Origin of the sequence: Uniformispora flossi (assembly GCF_049534875.1) — a bacterium.
Lineage (GTDB): Bacteria > Actinomycetota > Actinomycetes > Streptomycetales > Streptomycetaceae > Yinghuangia > Yinghuangia aomiensis.
On the sequence record NZ_JBMULZ010000035.1, the window covers coordinates 21,936 to 39,523 of the forward strand.

A 17,588-nucleotide genomic window follows, 5' to 3' on the forward strand; every position below is an offset into this window, starting at 1 on the left:
GTCAGCCGCCGATGGGGTCGTGGACCGAGACCAGCTTGGTGCCGTCCACAAAGGTCGCCTCGACCTGGAGCAGCGGGAGCATCTGCCGGACGCCGTCCATGCAGGCGTCGCCATCGACGATGTGCCGGCCGAGTTCCATGCAGTCGGCGACGGATTTGCCGTCCCGGGCCGCTTCCAGGATGGCCTCGGTGATCAGGGCGACGGCTTCGCTGTAGTTGAGCTTGAGCCCGCGGTCTTGGCGCTTGCGGGCCAGGTCCGCGACCACGTAGACGAGCAGCTTGTCGATTTCGCGGGGCGCGAGGTTCATGCGTCGGTGCCTTCCTCGGAACGGAGAACGGTGTTCACGGGCCGAACGGGTCAGTGGCCTGCTCGGCGCAGACGCGGCAGCAAGGCGACGGCCGCCATCAGCGTCCAAGTGGTGAGGATGAACGGCCAGGTGAACGTGTGGCCGTGGAAGGGCTTGAACAGCGAGGTGATCGCCGCGGTGAGCCCGGTGGACACGCCCGCGCCGAACAGCGCGTACCCGGCGTTCCAGGCCGTGTTCGCGAGGAATACGGCCCCGACGGCGATGGCGACCAGCACGGCGTTGTAGCCGTAGATGCCCTCGGCGATCAGGGCGGTCGGCGCGCCGAGCACCCAGGCCACGACGATGCCGACGGCACTGCCCAGCGCGGCGGCCAGGGCGACGCGCACGCCGGCGAAGGCGAGGCCGATCAGCATCAGCAGGCCGACGTACCACTTACCGACGAGGAAGACCTGCGCGATGTTGGTGAAGAACGCGTGCCACAGGTCGGACCAGGTGATGCCGGTGTCGCCGGACGTGGCGCTGGTGACGGGCGATCCGCCGTGCCAGATCCGGTCGAACGACGGGGCCCCGAGCACCATCGCCCCGGAGACCAGGCAGAAGGGCGCGGTCAGCGCGGTCAGCGCGTAGGGCTTCGCCAGGTTGGTGAGCGCCGCGGTGAGGATCGTGCAGAGCAGGCAGCCGACGACGGCGAGGATGTAGGTGGCGACGTGGTTGCCCAGAAAGACGACCAGGGCGATTCCGGTCAGGCAGCCCGAGTAGCCCTGGAGGCCCAAGGCGATGCTGCCGCGGTCGACGTCGAACGCGTACGCGGCCGCGGTCGAGATCAGCGTGCCGAGTGTGGCGAAGAGTCCGACCTCCCAGCCCGCGGCCCAGAGTCCGGCAAGGATGAACGCACCGGTGAGCAGCTGAGGTTGCAGGTCGACCTGGCCGACACCGCGCAAGGACGCGACCAGATAGGCGAGCGGCTCCCGGTCCCAGGGGCGGGGGTTGGTGCGTGCGGCGGCGACAGCACCTTGCGTCACGGCATCTCCTGAGATTCACAGGAACGTCGAAGCAGGAAACCGTGGCCCGAGTGGGCGCGTTTTGCCCGACACCCCTGTCTACCTTATGCGATCATCTATGCACATTCAGTGACATACCGTGAAGGCAATCTTCGCCTGAATAGACCACCGCTCTGGCTGTGCGAAAGGTGCACTTCCGGTGACCAACCCGTACGTCGACACGAATGACCGTCCGGTACGCCCGCCGGCGCACGCCCATTCCGAGCACGCCCCCGGCCGACAGCTCCCGGTCGTCGCCGCCGTGGCCGTCGGCGGTGGGATCGGCGCCTGCGCCCGCTACGGGATCGAGCGAGCGTGGCCCACGTCGGGCACCGAATTCCCCTGGCCGATCCTGACCGTCAACGGTGTCGGCTGCCTGGCGATGGGCGCGCTGATGACGGTGCTGACCGCCCGTTTCCCCGGCGCGAAGCGGATGGCCGGCGCCTTCCTGGGCACGGGCCTTCTCGGTGGGTTCACGACGTTCTCGCACTACGCCGACAACTTCCGGGTGCTCATCCGCGGCGAGGCCTACGGCTTCGCTTTCGGCTATCTGTTCCTCACGATCGTCGTGGCCTTGGCCGGCGTCACGATCGGCGTGTTCACGGCCCGCGCCGCGGTCGGCACCCCCGCGCACCAGAAGGCGTCCGCGGATGCTCACTGACTGGTTTCTCGTCCTCGCCGGCGGCATGCTCGGCGCGCCGACCCGCTACCTCACCGGGGTGGCCGTCAAATCGCGCGTGCACAGCCCCTTTCCGTTCGGGACGCTGACTGCCAACTTGGCGGCCTGCCTGCTCCTCGGCTTCCTCTCCGAGGCGATGCTGCGCGGCGCTTTGACCGACAACGAGCAACTGCTGCTGGCCACCGGGTTCTGCGGGGCACTGTCCACGTGGTCGACATTCTCGTACGAGCAGTTCACCCTCGCCTCCACCCGCCGGACCGCGCTCGCCGCGCTCTACCTCGCATTCACCGTCGTACTGGGCATGGGACTTTCCTTCGCGGGCGCGGGCATCGCACGCGACATCTGGAACTGAAAGGACACGGACAACGCCGTGACAAGCGCAGGGGTAGGCGGGGCCGCGGGTGCCTCTTCTGCGGCGGACGACGCCACCGCCTCAGCCTCTGCAGACGAAACAGCGTCAGTCATCGGTCCTCACCCGTGGCCCATGACGGGTCCGTCAGCCGTTCCGCCTGCGCAGCGTTGCGTTCCTCGGGCCTTGCCGAGTCACCGCGACTGTCGCTGAGATCGCCCCTACGACGAGATCGCCGGCGCCGTCGGCAAGAGCCCGGCCGCGGTCCGCCAACTCGCCTACCGGGCCCAAGCTCACGTCGCCGCGCGGCGACCCGCGGCACGGCTTCCCCCGCCCAGCCCAGGGCTGCGCTCCGGGCGTTCCAACTGGCGGTCGAAACGGGCGAGTTGCAGAGCCTGCTCGACATCCTGGCACCCGATGTCGTCGCCCTCAGCGATGGCCGCGGCGGCCGGCACGCACTGCTACGCCCGCCGTAGGCCCGGACAAGGTTGCCCGCCTTCTGACCGGCGGCTGGTGGAAAGGCGACGCCGTGAGATCGCTCGAACCGGTACAGGTCAACGGCGGCCCGGCCCTCCTCGTCCGAGTCGACGGACAGGTCGACGGCGTCCTGGCCGTGCGCGTCGAGAACGGCTACGTCACCGGCGCCTACCGCGTCCGCAACTCCGACCAGCTGTCCCCCGTGACGCACGAGACCGCCATCAACCACTGGTCTTGCAAGCTGATGCGCGGACGCAGAACGGCGGAGGGCGTACGCGCCCACTCCCTGGTTCCGTCGCTGCTCACTCGTCTACGGGTAGACCGTAGGCCGCCGCCAGGCGCCCGAGTGCCGCAGCCAGGGCAGCCCTCTGGGACGAGGTCAGTTCGGCGGTGAGCTTCGCGTCGAGGGCGACGGCCTCGGCGGTGCATTGGGCGAGGAGGTCGCGACCGGTATCGGTGAGGCTCAGGATCTGGCGGCGGCGGTCGGCCGGGTCTCGGAGCCGTTCGATCGCCCCGACGGACTCCAGGTGGTCGGCGAGGGAGACCACGAGGCTGGGCGCCACTCGCATCAGCTTGGCGATCTCCAGCTGCGAGGCGGCCAGCCCCGAGTCGAGCACCTCCAACAGACCGACGTGCTTGGGCTTCAGGCCGTGGGGGGTCAGCGCCTGCGCGTACTCGTCGGCCACCAGCGCGCCTAGCGCACCCAATCGGAAGTTGAGGGTCTGGGTCCACTTGACGTCGTTCACGCCGTACATGCTACCGTCCATTAATCATTCACTCTCTGAACGATTTTAGGTGAGAACAATTTTCGATCACCGCACCGTGCAGATCGTCTTCGCCGACCTTCAGGACAGCATCGTGGCCGTGAGCCGCACCAACAGCCCCGCCACCATCAGGCGTTCGGCCGGCGTGCTCGGCAAGGTCGCACAGGCGCTGGACATCCCGTTCACCGTGTCGGTCGCACCCAGGCCCAGCGGACCCGGCGTCATTGCCGAACTCCCCGCTGCGTCCCCGTTCGTGCGCGGCGGACCGTGTTGCTGGGACGACCGGCCGTGGCGCGACGCAACCGCCGCCCACGATCGCAAGACGCTGGTCATCTGCGGCGTGACCTCGGAGATCGTGGTCCTCCACACCGCGCTCGACGCGCTGGCCGCCGGCTACGACGTCGTCGTCCCGGTCGACGCGAGCGGCGGCATCTCGGAGCGCACGGAGAACGCGGCACTGCATCAGATCGCGGGCGCAGGAGGCACGGTGACCTCCGTGGCGAGCCTCGCCACCGGCATGGTGCGCGACTTCACCACCCCCACGGGGCGCAGTGTCATCGCCGCACTCCACGAACTGATGGCCTAGCGATCACGCCCGCGGCCGACCGCCCGCACGTCCGCTCTCGGTCCGGGCTCCCTCATCCGAAGGAAGCGCCATGGAACTCGCCCCTCATCTGCACCGCCTCGGCAACGATCTCGTGGCCTGCTACCTCATCGACACGCCCGACGGCATCACCCTCATAGACGCCGGGCTCCCCGGCCACTGGCGGGATTTGCAGCGCGAACTCCGCACGCTCGGCAAGTCCGTCGACCACATCCGCGGACTCGTGCTGACCCACGGCGACTCCGACCACATCGGCTTCGCCGAGCACCTGCGCAGCGTCCATGGCGTACCGGTGTTCGTACACGCCGCCGACGCCGCCCGCGCCCGCACGGGAGCCAAGCCCAAGGTCCCTCTCGGCCCCCTGCGGCTCGGCCCTGCGCTTGGGTTCCTCGCCTACTCCGTCCGCAAAAACGGCCTGCGCCCCCGCTACGTCGCCGAAGTCACCGAGGTCGACAGCGGCGACGTCCTGGACCTCCCCGGGAACCCGGTAATCGTCGGAACGCCGGGGCATTCGCCGGGCAGCGTGGCCGTGCACGTCCCCCTCGCCGACGCGGTCTTCGTCGGGGACGCCCTGACCACACGCCACGTCCTCACCGGACGCCCGGGCCCCCAACCCGCCCCCTTCACCGACAACCCGGCCGAGGCCTTCGCCTCCCTCGACAGCATCGCCGAACTCCCGGCGTCCTGGATCCTCCCCGGCCACGGCACCCCCTGGCGCACCTCACCGGATCGAGTACGCGAAGCGGTCCAGTCGGCAGCGGCCGACTGCGGCGATTGAACCTCCGTCGGGCGCGGGGGCCCGAGCCGAGAACGTGCGGCGCGGCGGACGATCACCGGGCACTGTCGCGCCGCGTCGTTTAGCGCAGCCGCACGGCGAATTCGCAGTACGGCCCACCCCCTTGGCTGGTGGTGTTGGGGGCAGGACGAGTCGGATTCCGCCGGCCGACCGTCGCTGCTGCTCGCTGGAGCAGACGGCGCGGTTCGGATACTCGAGGCCTCGACCGGCTGCATCACGGGTGCGTTCGACCTGCCCGGCGGCGCGCTGGATGTGCAACTGGCCCCTGGTGCCGAGCACTTGGTGGCGACCGGGCCGCTGGGATACGCCTTGTGGCGGCGTTCCGACGGGCGCGCGACGGTGCGTGAATCCGGCGCATGGTCCTCGGCCGCCAGGCGGGCGGACGCCGAGCGGGTCGCGGTCGCCTCCGGACGCCGCGCGCTCGTCCTCACGCCGCACGGCGAGGAGCTCTGGTGCACCGAGCCCGCGGCGTCCACCGTCACGGACGTCGCCTGGATGCGCCAGGGCCGACGGCTGGTGGTGGCAGCGTACGGCGCGGTCAACAGCCATGAGCGCCACACGGACAAGCCGGTGGCGGCGTACCGGTATGTCGGTTCTCATTTGGCCTTGGCGATATCGCCCAACGGCCGGTGGATCTGCAGCGGCAACCAGGACGCCTCGATCCACATCTGGAGGGCGCGGGACGGCGGCGAGTTGACCATGTCCGGCTATCCCGACAAGGTCGCCCGCCTCGACTTCGACGACACCGGGTTCTGGCTGGCGTCGGACGGCTCACCCGAAGTCTCCGTGTGGGACTTCGCCGGAAAGGGCCCTGAAGGCACCGCGCCGCGTGTCCTGCGCTGTCACGAGACCGTCACCGCGCTGGCGTGGCGGCCCGGCGGGGCCGGCCACCTGGTCACCGGTGGCGACGACGGCACGGTGGCCTTCTGGCGCGCGACGTCCGGGCGCCCGAGGCAACTGCTCTGTCCCACACGCACGTTGGATGGCGACGGCGCGCCTGTCGCGGCTCTCACATGGGCAGGTCCGGACCGGCTGGTGGCCGCGTGGCGCGACGGGCGAGTGCGCGCGTACGTCCTGCCGTCGCGGACGGGCGTGTGAGCCGGCCGTTGCTCGGCGTGGTGCGGCCCTGCGCCAACTGCACAGATGACGTCCTTCGCTGGGTCGAGGCGGGCGGTCCCGGCCTCGCCGACCCCCGGTCGGACTCGAACTCCACTTCATCCGCCCGCCGCACGAGGCCCGAAGCAGCGCACGCTGACGAGTTCGGCGGCACGCCAGGCGCGCCCGAACCGCCTCCGACCCGCCCATCCCCTGAGGCGCTCCCGCCGTGCCGGTCGTGGACAGCTCATCCCGTCAGGGCCTGGTATCGCTGCCCTCACACCCAAATTTCGGTAACGATTTTCATTACCTGCATGGTCAACATAGATATGAAAATCATTTCCATCTAGTGTTTGCTTCGTTCCCACCGAGCCACGCCCATCTCGGGCGCGGCGCTTCTGAGGAGTTCTCCGCCATGCGCAGTTCCGTCCAGCCGGCCGCCGGTCGTCGCCTCACCCGCCTGATAGCCGGTACGGCCGCCGCCACCGCCCTCGTCGCCGTCAGCGCGTGCTCCACGTCGTCGGGCAAGACCGAGAAGACCGCCGACACCGCGCCCGGCGGCGGCAAGGTGCTGAGCGTGGTCGCGGCCGAGAACTTCTGGGGCAGCATCGCGGCCCAACTCGGCGGCGAGCACGTCAAGGTGACCAGCATCATCGACAACCCCGACGCGGACCCGCACGAGTACGAGCCGACCGCCGCCGACGGCCGCGCTGTCGCCACCGCCGACTACGTGCTCACCAATGGACTCGGCTACGACGCCTGGTCGGACAAACTGCTGGCGGCCAACCCCGCAAGCGGCCGCACCGCGCTGAAGGTCGGCGACCTGATCGGGCTGAAGGAGGGCGACAACCCGCACCAGTGGTACGCGCCCGCGAGCGTCGCCAAGGTGATCGACCAGATCACCGCCGACTACAAGAAGGCCGACCCCGCCGACTCAGCCTACTTCGACGCGCAACGAACGAAGTTCACCACCGAGACCCTCGCGCCATACAACAAGCTCATAGCCGACATCAAGGCGACCTACGGCGGCACGCCGATCGGCGCGTCGGAATCCATCGTCAGCCCCCTCGCCGAAGGCCTCGGCCTGAAGGTGCTCACCCCCGCTTCGTTCCTGAACGCCACCAGCGAAGGCACCGACCCGACCGCCGCCGACAAGTCCGCGATCGACCAGCAGATCCGCGGCAAGCAGATCAAGGTGTATGTCTACAACAGCCAGAACTCCACCCCGGACATCGCCGCCCAGGTCGACGCCGCCAAGGCCGCGGGCATCCCTGTCGCCACCGTCACGGAAACCCCCGCACCGGCCAACGTCAGCTTCCAGGACTGGCAGACCACGCAGCTCCTGGGCATCGCCGACGCGCTGAAGCAGGCGATGGGCAAATGAACACCGGCGTGATGATCCGCGGCGCCCTCCACCGCATCGTGACCGGCCATTCCGCCGCGCCGCCCGCCCCGGAGCCGGCGGACGGCCACCCGGCGCTCGAACTGCGCGGGGCGGCCGTACGCGTCGGCGGCCGAACGCTGTGGTCCGGGGTCGACCTGAACGTGAAGGCCGGGGAGTTCACCGCCGTCCTCGGGCCGAACGGGGTCGGGAAGTCCACGCTGCTCAAGATGCTGCTCGGCGCCGTGCCCGCCGCAGCCGGCGAGGTTCGGGTGCTGGGCGGGCGGCCGGGCCAGGTCAACCGCAGGGTGGGCTACCTGCCGCAGCGGCGCAGCTTCGGCCCGGACCTGCGGATCCGCGGGATCGACGTCGTCCGGCTGGGTCTGGACGGCGACCGATGGGGCGTCCCGCTGCCCGGCCGCCGGCTCGCGCGGCAACGCGCCGCACACGAACGCGTCGAGGAAGTCATCGCATTGGTCGGCGCCACCGCGTACGCGTACCGGCCGATCGGCGCGTGCTCGGGTGGCGAGCAGCAGCGGCTCTTGATCGCGCAGACCCTGGTGCGCGGCCCCGAACTCCTGCTGCTGGACGAGCCGTTGGACAGCCTGGACCTGCCCAACCAGGGCGCGCTGAGCGGGCTTCTCGGGCGCATCTGCCGCCAGGAGAACGTCGCCGTGGCGATGGTCGCGCACGACGTCAACCCGATCGTCCACCACCTCGACCAGGTCGTCTACCTCGCGGAAGGCGCAGCGGTGGCCGGCCCGCCGGCGGAGGTGATCACCTCGGCCACGCTCACGCGGTTGTACCGGACGCCGATCGAAGTGCTGCGCACCTCGGGTGGGCGGCTGGTGGTCGTCGGTCAGCCCGAGACCGCCGGGCCGCACTGCGGCCGGCACGTCCAAGGAACGGGGCCCGCGCATGCGGCTCGCTGACGGCGCATCACCGTCCTTCTCCTGGAACCTGCTCGCCGACTTCCACGACATGTGGGCCTATCCGTTCATGGTCAACGCTTTCCGCGCGGGGACTATCGTCGCCGTCGTCTCGGCAGCGGTCGGCTGGTTCATGGTGCTGCGGCGCCAGACCTTCGCGGGCCACACACTCTCAGTCGTCGCGTTTCCAGGCGCGACACTGGCTGCACTGCTCGGACTTCCGCTCGCGTGGGGATACTTCGGGTTCTGCGTCGGTGTCGCACTGCTTCTCGCGGTCCTCCCACGAGGCCACGCCGATACCGGAGGCCAGGCGTCGGCGATCACCGGCACACTCCAAGCCTTCGCCCTCGCCTGCGGGTTCTTGTTCGTCACGCTCTACAAGGGCCTGATGAGCGGACCGGAGTCGCTGCTCTTCGGGAGTTTCCTGGGCATCACCACCAGCCAGGTCGCGGTACTCGCCGCAGCCGCCGGAATCGTCCTGGCCGTGCTCGCGCTCATCGCGCGTCCGCTGTTGTTCGCTTCCGTCGACCCGGAAGTGGCCGCGGGACGCGGAGTGCCGGTGCGCCTGCTGGGCACCGTGTTCCTGGCCGTACTGGGCGCGGCGACCGCGGAGGCAAGCCAAATCACCGGCGCGCTGCTGGTGTTCGCCCTCATGGTGATCCCGGCCGCGACCGCTCAGCAGTTGACGGCGCGCCCGGCGCTGAGCCTGATCCTCGCGGTTGCGATCGCTCTCGCGTGCTGCTGGGGTGGACTGATCGCGGCCTACTACCAGCCTTACCCCATCGGGTTCTTCGTCACCACCATCGCGTTCGGCACGTATGTGCTGACCCGGTGTATCCGCGCGGCGGCCACCGCTCTCGGCCGGGCACGCGGGGTACGCGAGTTGGGACTGGCGGCATGACCGAGTCGGCGGCATCCAGCGGAATACGCTTCGCACTCACCCAGCCCTTCTTCCAACACGCCCTCATCGCCGGCACCGCAATCGCCCTCGCGGCCGGCCTGGTCGGCTACTTCCTCGTCCTGCGTGCCCAGGTCTTCACCGGAGACGCGCTCAGCCACGTCGCGTTCACCGGCGCCATGGCCGCGCTCGCGGGCGGTTTCGACCTGCGGCTCGGCCTGTTCTCCGCCACCATCGGCGTCGCACTGCTCCTCGGTGCGCTCGGGCCGCGTGGCCGCCCGGACGACGTCGTCATCGGCAGCGCCTTCGCCTGGCTTTTGGGACTGGGCGCGTTCTTCCTCACCCTCTACGCCACTTCGCACAGCGCGGCGAACGGCGGCGCGGGCACCAGCGTGCTGTTCGGCTCCATCTTCGGCCTTGACCAGGACCGGACGCTCGTCGCCGTCCTCGTCGCCGCCGGGGTCACCACGGCGATGGTGGCGATTGCGCGGCCGCTGCTCTTCACCACCCTGGACGAGTCCGTCGCGGCCGCCCGAGGCGTTCCCGTACGCGCGCTGGGCCTGTTCTTCCTCGCCCTGGTGGGCATGTGTGCCGCGGAGGCCACCCAGGCGGTGGGCTCCCTGCTCCTGCTCGGGCTGCTCGCCGCCCCGGCGGGGGCCGCGCTGAGGCTCACCGATCGGCCGTACCGCGGCCTCGCCCTCGCGGCCGGACTCGCGGTCGCGGAGATGTGGGCCGGGCTACTGCTCAGCGCCGCCGCACCGAGACTGCCGCCCTCGTTCGCCATCATGGCCGCCGCGACCGCTGTCTACGCCGCGACGTTTTTGCCGGGCACCGTACTTCGGCATCGCGCAGCCACCGCCGTGGCGCGGGCCGTGCGCCGCTGAGGGCCGGCGAGCGGGAGGCGCCCCGTCCAGCAGGGCAGGGCGCTTCCCGCCTACGGCATCCAGACCGCAGCGACCGCGGCATGGGCGCCATACCCGGAGCGTCGAGTGCGACGTGCTTGTCGACGCCGGTCGGCGGACGCGTGGACGCCAGGGACAAAGAGAAGAGAGGCGACGAGGGCGAAGAACCCGGCGGCGACGGCCGAGGCATTGCGGAGCCGCTGACAGGTCAGCCCTCGGCGACATCACCCGCGGCAACCGGTGGGAGCAGCCCGCGCAGGATCACAGAGACGATGCCCTCGGCCGTACGGCTCGGGTCGTCGATCGGAGGTCGGCCGGACCACAAGCGCCCCAAAGCTTCGCTGACCACCGCGCCGATCACCATGTTGGCGGCGGCCCTGGTGTCGGCGTCCGGGCGGAGGCGGCCGTCGGCCGCCGCGCGCGAGAAGATGCCGTTGACGCGGTCCAAATAGACGTTGTTGGCCGGGTAGGCCGCGGCCGGACGTGGGGCCTGAGGGCCCATCAGGTCGCAGATCAGGCCGGGCGTGGCGGCCGCGACCTCGGGTCGCGCGTAGTACGCGGCCAGCCTGGTGACGAAGCTCCGGAGATCGGTTTCGAGATCGCCGGTGTCCGGCGGGATGCCGGGGTCGGGCTCGGAGATCGCCTCGTGGACGAGCTCGGCGACGTTGCGCCACCAGCGGTACAGCGTCGGTTTGCTGACTCCGGAACGAGTGGCGATCGCGGCCATCGTCAGTCCGGCGTAACCGACTTCCGCCAGCAGTTCGACGGCCGCGTCGAGTGCCGCGCGGTGGGCACGCGGGTCGCGCAGGCTGCCACCGCCGCCGGGGAACCGGGACGGGGGCGGGTCGGCCGGCATACACCTGTCCTTTCCTGGCGCCGCGGTCGACCGGCGGCGAACGCACGCATCGTAACGCCGCGCCGTCGGCCCGGGGCCCGCGGACCCGTGCGGCGGAAGCCGTGGCGCGGGGCCCATGATCCGCCGGTTCGAGGCTCTTGCGTCTTGCATCTTCAGACCTTAACTTGCCGTAACGCTCTAAGGAGGGGAGGCCACCCATGGACGCTTCAGAGCCCGACGGCCGCCGTTGGACGAGCCCGGTGATCGACATCGACCAGCACTACTACGAGGCCGACGACTGCTGCACGCGCCACGTCGAGCGGCGCTTCGCCGACCGCGTGCCCCGCCCCGTGGCCACCGACAGCGGCGCCCGCGAGTGGCGCGCCGGCGGCCGCGCGATCGGCTTCGAGCGCTGGGTGCGCGACGTCACCCTCGCCCCCGGCGCCATGTTCGACCGCCGCAGCGCCGGTGGTCCGGCCGCCCCGCTCGAACTGGTCACCACCGACACACCGGAGTTCCGCGACCGCACCACACGCCTGCGCCTGCTCGACCACTGGGGCGTCGATGCGGCGGTCATGCTGCCCACGGCGGGCCTGGCCTGGGACGCCGAGCTCACCCACGAACCCGAAACGGCCGCCGCGGCGATGCGCGCCTTCAACCGCTGGGTCGAGGACGACTGGGGGTTCGCGTACGAAGGGCGCCTGTTCGCGCCGCCGTTCATCTCGCTGCTGGACGTCGACGCCGCGGTCGCCGAACTGGAACGCGTCCTGGCGGCCGGGGCGCGCATGATCCTGGTACGCAAGGGCCCGGTCGACGGACTGTCCCCGGCACACCCGAGGTTCGATCCGTTCTGGGCCCGAGTGAACGAAGCCCGCATCCCGGTAGGCCTGCACATCTCGGTCAGCGGCTACGAGCGCATGATGAGCGCCGCCTGGGGCGAGGACCCCGACGCGAGCCACCGGACCTTCTCCGGCCTCCAGTGGTATCTGAGCTTCGCCACGCGCCCGGTGACCGACACCATCGCGGCGATGATCTTCCACAACCTGTTCGGCCGATTCCCGAACCTGCGGATCTTCAGCATCGAGAACGGCTCGCTGTGGGTCGCGCCGTTCCTGCGCGACATCGACGTGGCGCACGGCTTCGTCGACGACCCCGCACGCGGGGCGAAGTGGATCGGCGGATTCGTCGCCGAACGCCCCAGCGAGATCTTCCGCCGGCACATCGTCATCGCCCCCTACCTCAGCCCCGGTTTCGACGCGGAGGTCGCCGATCTCGTCGGCCTCCTCGGCCCCGAGCAGGTCGTCTTCGGCTCGGACTGGCCGCATGGCGAAGGACGCGCCACTCCCGTCGACTACCTCCCCGACTTCACCCCGCTCACCGAGGACGCTCGGCACGCCGTCGTATACGGCAACGCCGCCTCGGCACTGGGACTGGCCGCACCGAGCGGGCAGTCGGCAAGTCGGACGCGCTGAGCCGCACCGGCGACGGCCCGTAGGACATACAGGACCACAGGAAAGCGAGAGCTCCCCATGCAGACGCTCAACGGCCGGGTGGCAGTCGTCACCGGCGGCGCCAACGGCATCGGCCTCGGCCTGGCCACGCGCTTCCTGGAGGAAGGTATGAGCGTGGTGGTCGCCGACAACGACGAAGCGTCGCTCAAGCGCGCCGCCCAGTCCCTTGCCGCGCACGGTGACGTCTTGGCGGTGCGCACGGACGTGTCCGACGCTTCGTCCGTCGAGGCGCTGCGGGATGCCGCCGTGGCCCGGTTCGGCGCCGTGCACGTCCTGTGCAACAACGCGGGTGTCGGCGGGCTGCAGCGATTCTCACGCACCACGTTGGCGACGTGGGAATGGACGCTGGGCGTCAACCTGCACGGTGTGATCCACGGATGCAATCTGTTCTTGCCCGTACTCGCGGAACAGGACGAGGCGCATATCGTCAACACGGCGTCCATGGCAGGCTTCGTCACCGGCCCGTACATGGGTCCCTACTACGCCTCGAAGGCCGGCGTCGTGGCTCTGTCGGAGTCCCTTGCCGCCGAATTCGCCGTCGAATACCCGCACATCGGCGTCTCGGTCCTGTGTCCCGCCTACACCGCGACGGACATCCGACACGACGAGCGCAACGCGCCCGTAGGCCACATCCCGCGGAGCGAGACCGACCCGGACCTCGACGAACGCCGCGAGGCGACCTACCGCAACATCGAAGCGGGTATCTCCACGGCCGAGATCGCCGACCTCGTCGTCCGCGGCATGGCCGCGCGCAAGACGCACATCTTCCCCCACCCGGAATGGGTCGGCTACTTCCAACAACGGGCCGCCGCCATCGCCGCCGCCCTGGACTGAAGCCGGTTGCCGGCTCAGAGCGGGTCCCCGGTGCGGGCGAAGGCTTCGCGGGCGTTGCCGCCGAGGAAGCGGCGGCGCACGTCGGCGTCGATCCCGTCGAGCCGCGGGCCGTAGACGTTGACGGGGTCGGCGTTGCCCTCCATGTGCGGGTAGTCGGAGGAGAACATCCCCAGTTCGGGGTACCGGCTGACGATGTCGAGGGCTTCGCTGTCGCCGAAGCCGGGCAGCGGTGTGAACCGGACGTTGTGGCGCAGCATGTCGCCGCCGCTGGTGGGGAACGGCCAGTCGCCGAGTCCGGGTGACGGGAGGGACTGGCGTGTGCACATCTCGATGAAGGAGGGGATCCAGGCAACCTTCATCTCCTCGAGGCACACGGTCAGGTCCGGGTGCCGGTGGAAGACGCCGCCGTAGAGCAGGGAGACCAGCAGGTTCTGGGCGACGTGGACACGTTGGGTGTTGGCCAGGCGTGTCAGGGCCGTCACGCCGGCTCCCCCGGGCTTGTCCCAGCCGATGTCCGCCCAGCCGCCGAAGTCGGCCGCGGTGTTGCCGACGTGGATGAACGCCAGCATGCCGAGGCGTGTGGCCGCCGTCCACAGGTCGTCCCACTCGGGGTGGCCGGGCGGCGTGGGTGCCGGCGGGCGGCCGTTGACGGTGTACAGGTGGAAGGCGCGGTGGCCGCGGTTCCGGGCGCGCTCCAACTCTTTTACGGCAGCCCGCGGATCGGACAGGTCGAGCAGGGCGACCCCGTGCAGACGGTCGGCATGGTCGGCCAGTTGCTCGGCGAGGAAGTCGTTGCACCGTGCCGCCCCGGCCGCGCGGTCGGGGCCGAGGAACTGGAGCGTCTGTGCGTAGCCGCCAGGGTTGACCAGGCAGTGGTCGATGCCCACGCGGTCCATCCAGGCGACCCGTTCGCCGGCCGTGGAGTCGTGCTCGGGGTGCAGGACGACGGGCCCGCCGCGGCGCTCGGCGAATTCCACCAGGCCGGGCATCAGCGTTCTTCCGGACGGCCGTCGCCGCGGGGGCAGCGCGTCGAGCAGGTCCCCCGCGATGCCGTGCGCGAGTTGCTCGACCCGGTCACGGCCCGCCGAGTCCAGCCATGGCTCCAGCGGGTGCTGCCCCGGGGCGAATCGGCTGATCTCCCAATGCGTATCCACGTCCACGACCGTCATGGGCCCTCCCCGGGGATCACGATCTGTTCGCCACGCCGTCACCACAATTAACATAGGGAGAACGCAAAATCGAGAGCCTTGCCGGTGCGCCTGTGCTCACTGTCCGGTCGGGCCGGACGCACCCAGCGCGGACCGCAGGTGGTCACAGCCCATGTCCAAGGCGTCCATGGCGGCCGGGACCTGCGCGAAGAGCGACAGGAAGCCGTGGCACAGTCCCTCGAAAGAGGCGAACTCGACTGGGACTCCGCTGTCTTGCAGGCGTTGTGCGAAGGCCGCGGCGTCGTCGTGGCCGTGGTCGTGTTGCGGAGTGGCGACCAGAGCGGGCGGCAGCCCGGCCAGGCTGTCGGCGTGCAGCGGCGACAGGTAGGGGTCGCGCAGGTCGGCGTGTCCCGCGTACATCCGCCACATGGTCCGCGCGTTGTCGACGGTGAGCATCGGGCCGTCGGCATAGGTCTCCCACGAGCGTCGTTCCGATGCCCCGTCCAACGCCGGATACGACAGCCACTGCGCCGCGAACTGCGGTTCGCCGCGGTCCCTGGCGAGCAGGCACGCCGCGGCGGCGAGGTTTCCGCCCGCGCTGTCGCCCCCGACGGCGACCCGGCCGGGGTCGGCGCCGAGCTGCGTTGCGTTGCCGATCACCCACTGGGCCGCCGCGTAGAAGTCCTCCAAAGGCACGGGATATGGATGCTCGGGCGCAAGGCGGTAGTCGACCGCGGCCACCACCACATCGGCACGGAGGGAGATCTCCCGGCAGAGCGCGTCGTGGGTGTCCAGGTCCCCCATGACCCAGCCGCCTCCGTGCGCGTACACCAGGATGGGCAGGCACGGCGCGGGTCGAGGCCGGTAGACACGCATGGGGATCGGACCGGCGGGTCCGGGGATGCTGCGGTCGATGAGCGAGTAGACCTCGCGAGGTGGCGCCAGGGCGGACATATGCGCGTGCACGCGCTTACGTGTCGCCGCGAGCGATGCGTGCGTGAGCGGGACGGTCGCCGGCGCTGCGGCCAAGATGGCAGCGAGTTCGGGGACGAGCCAGGGTTGGTGGTGACGGACGTGGGACATATCTACTCCCCCCGTGCGGCTTGTCGTTCGCCGCTGAACGGAAGTTCACGTCGAGAGATGGCGGCCTTCCCTGTCTGGTCGCCGCCGTGGCGATTGCCTGGACATGCCGGCCGCAAGGTCCAGAGGTGCGTGCCCGGTCACGGTCATGGTTCGAGGAGCAGGCCCGAACTCACCCGGGTGACCGTCCCCGTGATGCCGCGCGCGGCTGGAGAGGCGAGGAAGAGGACCGTCGCTGCGATGTCCTCGGGCAGGGTGATGCGCCGAAGTGCGGTGTCCTCGGCCATCTCTTGGCGGACCGCGGCGGGTGTCGTGCCGCGTTCCCGCGCCAGCTCGTCGATCCATCCGGACAACTTGGCGTTGTCCGTGGTACCCGCGGCCACCACGTTGACGCGGATCCCGTCTGGGCCGACTTCTCGCGCGAGGACGGCGGACGTGGTCTCCATCGCGGCTTTGGTTGCGGCGTATGCGCCGAGGCCGGCCGGTTTGAGGCGTGGGGCCTCGCTGCTGATCTGCACGATCGATCCGCCGCCCGATCGACGCAGGTGGGGAAGTGCCGCGCGGCTGACCTCAAGAACGCCCAGGACGTTGATGTCGAAGGCCTTGCGGAAGTCTTCGCGCGACAGGTCTTCGAGGATGCCGCCCGGGTTGTAGGTGGCGACGTTCACGACGATGTCCAGGCGGCCGAGTTCGGCGACACCCGTGTCCATCATGGACCGGACGCTGTCGGGGTCGCCGATGTCGGCGGGGATCGCGACCGTACGGCCTCCGGTGGTGTCGTGGACTTCGTCGGCGAGTTCGCACAGCGGACCCGGTCGGCGCGCGGCGAGGACGATATCGGCGCCTGCCCCGGCGAGGGCGAGTGCGGTGGCGCGGCCGATCCCGGCGCCGGCTCCGGCCACCAGCGCTACGCGGCCGGCCAGAAAGGCGTTCGAGGACCCGGCACGCGACCAGGGGGCATCGTTCACGACGCCTCGCGGTCTTCTTCGGGGGTCGGCCGCCACACGACACCGTTGATGTGGCTGCCCCCGCCGACAAACAGGGTATTGCCGGTGACATAGCGCGAGTCGTCGGACGCCAGAAAGAGCGCCGCACCGCCGATGTCGGTCTCCGGGTCGCCCATCCGCCCCATGGGGTTGTTCGCCTCCGCGGCGGCGGCCTGGACCGGGTTGGCGGCGGCAAACGCCTCGAACGCTTCGGTCTTCGCGCCCGGGCAGATGGCGTTGGCGCGGATCTGATACTCGGCCCATTCACGGGCCGCGGAGCGCGTGAGCGCGCGCAGCGACTCCTTGCCGACGTTGTATTCGGCCGTGTAGAGGTGCGCGTTCACGCCGTTCAGGGAGCAGATGTTGATGATGGAACCGCCGCCCGCGGCCCGCATGGGCTCGAATGCGGCACGCATCGTCCACCAGCCCGCCCACAGCCCCATGTTCAGACCGTGCGCGAACATCGCGTCGGTCTTGTTCTCCAGGCGGTTGGTACGGCCGCCGCCCCAGGCGTTGTTCACCAGGACGTCGATCCGCCCCCAGCGCTCCACGGCGGCGTCAACCAGGCCCACCGCGAACTCGCGCTCGGTGACGTCGCCGACCAGCGGGAGCGTCTCGACCCCGAAGTCGTCGGCGAGTTCGCGGGCGACGTCGCGGGCGGGTTCTTCACGGATGTCGTTCACGACGATCCGGCATCCCTCGGCCGCGAATCGACGGGCGATGCCCTTGCCGATGCCGGCCCCGGAGCCGGTGATCACCGCGACACGGTCCTTCAACCGCAACATCTCTGCCTCTCTTCGTGGATGTCCTGTCGGTCCCTGGACCGGGCGCCGTCACCGGGTGGCGTTCGGCGACGGCGCCCGGGGCTTTCAGAACGCCTTGAGGAAGTCGGCGATGTGGCCGGTGACGCGGGCGATGTCCGCGTCGCCGAGTCCGTGGTTGCCGGAGACGAGGATGCCCTGGCGCATGACCT

19 protein-coding genes are annotated in these 17,588 nt (G+C 70.3%); 11 read left to right on the forward strand and 8 right to left on the reverse strand.

Going from position 1 to position 17,588, the window contains the following annotated elements:
- Position 1: 1 nt before the first annotated feature.
- Together ACPA54_RS38250 and ACPA54_RS38255 are read right to left on the reverse strand one after the other, a co-directional pair.
- Complete coding sequence (locus ACPA54_RS38250; RefSeq protein WP_423537047.1) at positions 2–307, reverse strand: urease subunit gamma; 306 nt, start codon at positions 305–307, stop codon at positions 2–4.
- Between the two features lie 50 nt (positions 308–357).
- Positions 358–1,329 carry an urea transporter gene (locus ACPA54_RS38255; protein ID WP_423537049.1) on the reverse strand — a complete coding sequence of 324 codons (972 nt, stop codon included), beginning with the start codon at positions 1,327–1,329 and terminating at the stop codon, positions 358–360.
- 178 nt (positions 1,330–1,507) lie between these two features.
- Here ACPA54_RS38255 and ACPA54_RS38260 point away from each other — a divergent pair, with 178 nt between their 5' ends.
- Positions 1,508–2,008, forward strand: coding sequence for a fluoride efflux transporter FluC (locus ACPA54_RS38260; protein ID WP_423537051.1), 501 nt, complete (start codon positions 1,508–1,510; stop codon positions 2,006–2,008).
- On the forward strand, positions 1,998–2,378 hold the full coding sequence (locus ACPA54_RS38265; protein ID WP_423537053.1) for a fluoride efflux transporter FluC: 381 nt from the start codon (positions 1,998–2,000) through the stop codon (positions 2,376–2,378). Before ACPA54_RS38260 ends, ACPA54_RS38265 begins: the two co-directional genes overlap by 11 nt.
- 776 nt (positions 2,379–3,154) lie before the next feature.
- On the opposite strand, the gene ACPA54_RS38270 is transcribed toward ACPA54_RS38265, so the two are convergent.
- Positions 3,155–3,607, reverse strand: a complete 453-nt coding sequence (locus ACPA54_RS38270) for a MarR family winged helix-turn-helix transcriptional regulator (RefSeq protein ID WP_423537090.1) — start codon at positions 3,605–3,607, stop codon at positions 3,155–3,157.
- Positions 3,608–3,647: 40 nt separating this feature from the next.
- Here ACPA54_RS38270 and ACPA54_RS38275 point away from each other — a divergent pair, with 40 nt between their 5' ends.
- The 7 genes from ACPA54_RS38275 to ACPA54_RS38305 all read left to right on the forward strand — a co-directional run bounded on the left by ACPA54_RS38275 (position 3,648) and on the right by ACPA54_RS38305 (position 10,203).
- Entirely contained in the window at positions 3,648–4,202 is a 555-nt protein-coding gene (locus ACPA54_RS38275) for an isochorismatase family protein (protein ID WP_423537054.1), read from the forward strand.
- A 70-nt stretch (positions 4,203–4,272) separates the two neighbouring features.
- Entirely contained in the window at positions 4,273–4,998 is a 726-nt protein-coding gene (locus ACPA54_RS38280; protein WP_423537056.1) for an MBL fold metallo-hydrolase, read from the forward strand.
- A 270-nt stretch (positions 4,999–5,268) separates the two neighbouring features.
- On the forward strand, positions 5,269–6,114 hold the full coding sequence (locus tag ACPA54_RS38285; protein WP_423537058.1) for a WD40 repeat domain-containing protein: 846 nt from the start codon (positions 5,269–5,271) through the stop codon (positions 6,112–6,114).
- A 412-nt stretch (positions 6,115–6,526) separates the two neighbouring features.
- Entirely contained in the window at positions 6,527–7,495 is a 969-nt protein-coding gene (locus tag ACPA54_RS38290; RefSeq protein WP_423537060.1) for a metal ABC transporter solute-binding protein, Zn/Mn family, read from the forward strand.
- A complete protein-coding gene (locus ACPA54_RS38295; protein WP_423537062.1) occupies positions 7,492–8,424 on the forward strand; it encodes a metal ABC transporter ATP-binding protein in 933 nt (310 codons plus the stop codon). Before ACPA54_RS38290 ends, ACPA54_RS38295 begins: the two co-directional genes overlap by 4 nt.
- Positions 8,411–9,322 (forward strand): metal ABC transporter permease, encoded by a 912-nt coding sequence (locus tag ACPA54_RS38300; RefSeq protein WP_423537064.1) that lies wholly within the window; start codon positions 8,411–8,413, stop codon positions 9,320–9,322. The genes ACPA54_RS38295 and ACPA54_RS38300 overlap by 14 nt, the downstream gene beginning before the upstream one ends.
- The gene (locus tag ACPA54_RS38305) at positions 9,319–10,203 is read left to right on the forward strand and encodes a metal ABC transporter permease (protein WP_423537066.1); all 885 of its coding nucleotides are present in this window, start codon (positions 9,319–9,321) and stop codon (positions 10,201–10,203) included. The genes ACPA54_RS38300 and ACPA54_RS38305 overlap by 4 nt, the downstream gene beginning before the upstream one ends.
- 226 nt (positions 10,204–10,429) lie before the next feature.
- Here the strand turns inward: ACPA54_RS38305 and ACPA54_RS38310 are convergent, their stop codons facing one another.
- Positions 10,430–11,077: a TetR/AcrR family transcriptional regulator gene (locus tag ACPA54_RS38310; RefSeq protein ID WP_423537068.1), complete on the reverse strand. Its 648-nt coding sequence runs from the start codon at positions 11,075–11,077 to the stop codon at positions 10,430–10,432.
- Between the two features lie 197 nt (positions 11,078–11,274).
- Between ACPA54_RS38310 and ACPA54_RS38315 the strand changes: the two genes are divergently transcribed.
- Both ACPA54_RS38315 and ACPA54_RS38320 read left to right on the forward strand, forming a co-directional pair.
- A complete protein-coding gene (locus ACPA54_RS38315) occupies positions 11,275–12,528 on the forward strand; it encodes an amidohydrolase family protein (protein WP_423537070.1) in 1,254 nt (417 codons plus the stop codon).
- A gap of 57 nt (positions 12,529–12,585) precedes the next feature.
- Positions 12,586–13,401 carry an SDR family NAD(P)-dependent oxidoreductase gene (locus tag ACPA54_RS38320; RefSeq protein ID WP_423537072.1) on the forward strand — a complete coding sequence of 272 codons (816 nt, stop codon included), beginning with the start codon at positions 12,586–12,588 and terminating at the stop codon, positions 13,399–13,401.
- Positions 13,402–13,415: 14 nt separating this feature from the next.
- Here ACPA54_RS38320 and ACPA54_RS38325 read toward each other — a convergent pair whose 3' ends face one another.
- The 4 genes from ACPA54_RS38325 to ACPA54_RS38340 form a co-directional block, all read right to left on the reverse strand.
- Positions 13,416–14,570 (reverse strand): amidohydrolase family protein, encoded by a 1,155-nt coding sequence (locus ACPA54_RS38325; protein WP_423537074.1) that lies wholly within the window; start codon positions 14,568–14,570, stop codon positions 13,416–13,418.
- 96 nt (positions 14,571–14,666) lie between these two features.
- Positions 14,667–15,632, reverse strand: coding sequence for an alpha/beta hydrolase (locus ACPA54_RS38330; protein ID WP_423537076.1), 966 nt, complete (start codon positions 15,630–15,632; stop codon positions 14,667–14,669).
- A gap of 143 nt (positions 15,633–15,775) precedes the next feature.
- Positions 15,776–16,597 carry an SDR family NAD(P)-dependent oxidoreductase gene (locus ACPA54_RS38335; RefSeq protein WP_423537078.1) on the reverse strand — a complete coding sequence of 274 codons (822 nt, stop codon included), beginning with the start codon at positions 16,595–16,597 and terminating at the stop codon, positions 15,776–15,778.
- Positions 16,594–17,400: an SDR family NAD(P)-dependent oxidoreductase gene (locus ACPA54_RS38340; RefSeq protein ID WP_423537080.1), complete on the reverse strand. Its 807-nt coding sequence runs from the start codon at positions 17,398–17,400 to the stop codon at positions 16,594–16,596. The genes ACPA54_RS38335 and ACPA54_RS38340 overlap by 4 nt, the downstream gene beginning before the upstream one ends.
- Between the last annotated feature and the right edge of the window lie 188 nt (positions 17,401–17,588).